This window comes from Bradyrhizobium sp. (genome assembly GCF_036009065.1).
Taxonomy (GTDB): Bacteria; Pseudomonadota; Alphaproteobacteria; order Rhizobiales; family Xanthobacteraceae; genus Bradyrhizobium.
Genome location: NZ_DASYMN010000463.1, coordinates 1 through 1,995, shown reverse-complemented (window position 1 = coordinate 1,995; position 1,995 = coordinate 1). Strand labels below are relative to the sequence as shown.

At 63.6% G+C, this 1,995-nt stretch carries 2 protein-coding genes; one reads left to right on the top strand and one right to left on the bottom strand.

Going from position 1 to position 1,995, the window contains the following annotated elements:
* Positions 1–292: 292 nt before the first annotated feature.
* Positions 293–1,609, bottom strand: coding sequence for an ISNCY family transposase (locus VGP39_RS27725; RefSeq protein WP_327571292.1), 1,317 nt, complete (start codon positions 1,607–1,609; stop codon positions 293–295).
* 65 nt (positions 1,610–1,674) lie between these two features.
* Here VGP39_RS27725 and VGP39_RS27720 point away from each other — a divergent pair.
* Positions 1,675–1,995, top strand: a 321-nt coding sequence (locus tag VGP39_RS27720) for an acyltransferase family protein (RefSeq protein ID WP_327571291.1), incomplete at its 3' end; no start/stop codon positions are given.

Here is a 1,995-nt window from a genome sequence, read left to right as displayed (position 1 = left end):
GAGCCGGTGCTGCGCGAGGTCCAGCCCGGACATCTTGTGGCTTGTCACCTGGTTTGACCGGAGGCGGTTTATCGCCGCCTCAGCCTGATCTTGCAGGTCGGAATACTCATCGAGGGCGGCGTTCGATTCCTGTGCGAAGGTTGGCCAAGGCTTTCGACATGGAGGTCACGTAGCATTAGGGTCTGGGTCGCTGTTGACGGTCGGGGCAGCAATTCTAAATTCGAGGTTTGGGCGGTTTCGTTGCTTCGGTTGCGACCGGGAGGGTTGCGAGTGGACGGGCATTAGGCGCCGGTCAGGGCGGTCGGAGATCGGCCGCGGCGATGGACTGAAGCAGATGGGTCCAGTCCTGAAAGATCACGTATCCGGTGATCGTCCGCAGGTTCTCGAAGAAGCGGTATGTGGCGCCGCAGGCGGCGACCGCCTCTCGCCAGGCTAGGAGAGCAAGGTGAGCGGCGGTGTGGCAGGCGAAAGCGAGCAGATTGAGCGTGAGAAAGACGCTGGCCAGGGTCTGCTTGCCGTGCCCGAAATTGTGCTCGAGGTTGTAGCCATTGTTCTTGAGCACGTTGAAGGTTTCGTTCTCTACCTTCCACCGGGCTCGGCCGCAGGCAGCCAACTCGGCGACGGTATCGGCGGTGACCGCCAGGTCGGTGACGAAGCTGTTGTGGTAGGTCCGCTTGCCCTGGGCGTTGCGGATTTCGATGGAGAACCAGTTGACCAGGATGGCATCGGCGGTGTCGCGCAGGGGCACACCGGAAAGCCAGCGGTAGATGGTGGTGGTGCGCCTGCCGCGTTTGCATACGCTCTGGTGGTGCTGTTCCAGTACGGCGCCGTGCCGGTATTCGGTGATGGTCTGATGCGAGGATGGCTTGCAGGTGAGGATGAAGTTGCCGCCGGTGTCTTGGATGGCGGCGGCGATCGGCTGACAGGCAAACAGGTCGTCCCCGAGATAGATCGGCCGGAGATGGCCGACCGTGGAACCGTGCCGGGCCAGCCATCGCTTGGCGGCATTGCGCTCGCAATCCTGCTTCTCCGCGCCATCCTGCGGGGCAATGAACTCCGGCGGCAGGGGCAGGACCTGCGTGTGGCCCGGTGCCACCACACTGGCGCCGAGGAAGGCGTGAAAGCACTCCACACCACCATCGGACCGGCGCCGCGTCGAGCATTGCGGACAGTTGATCTTGCGCGAGCAGAAGTACTCGCTGCCGTCCAACGCGATCAGCACATGTCCGCCCAGGCATTGGAAGCGGGTCAGCGGCCCGGCTGCCTCCATGGCGCGCATGAACAATGCATCGAACGCCGCCGGCGAGACGCCGTCCAGCATCAGGCGGATGTAGTTGTCAGAGGGGATCGCGGAGATGCCGAACAGGGTCTGACAGTTCGATCGGCCCTGTCCGCGCTCCAGGGTTCGCTGATGCGCCAGGAACGACGGACTTCCCATGAAGAACAGGGAGAACGCCGAGAGACCGATATCGGCCATCGTGTAGTCGCCGTCGCGGCGCGGTCCCGTGCGCTGGTCGGGAAGACCGGCGCAGACCGTGCCCAACTCGGTAACCAGATCCCTGACAACGCTCACATCGAGCGTCGAATCAAGATCCGAGCCCCGATACAAGCCAAATCGGCTGCATGATGTGGCCGGCCGCCAACAAACCGACACGATGCGGCAGATTAGCCTCAGTGCGGGCGACCACCGGTCGTTCGCCGGCGCCTGGTTCGCCTCGTCTGGACGAGATCAAAACGCGACTCAATCGCATTGAGAACCGCTGGCGCGAATCGCTTTACCTTGACATTCTGCGTATTCTCGCGGCGCTAACGGTCCTGATCGACCACGCCTCGGCAGTGTTCGACATCCGATGGTTCGGCGGGTCGGGCCATCACGCGGTCATCGTGTTCTTCGTGCTGTCGGGCTACATGATCGCCCATGCCGCCCACCAGCCCGGCGTCGACCTGCGCACCTACGCCCAGCACCGCGCCGCGCGCATCCTGTCGGTGGCGCTG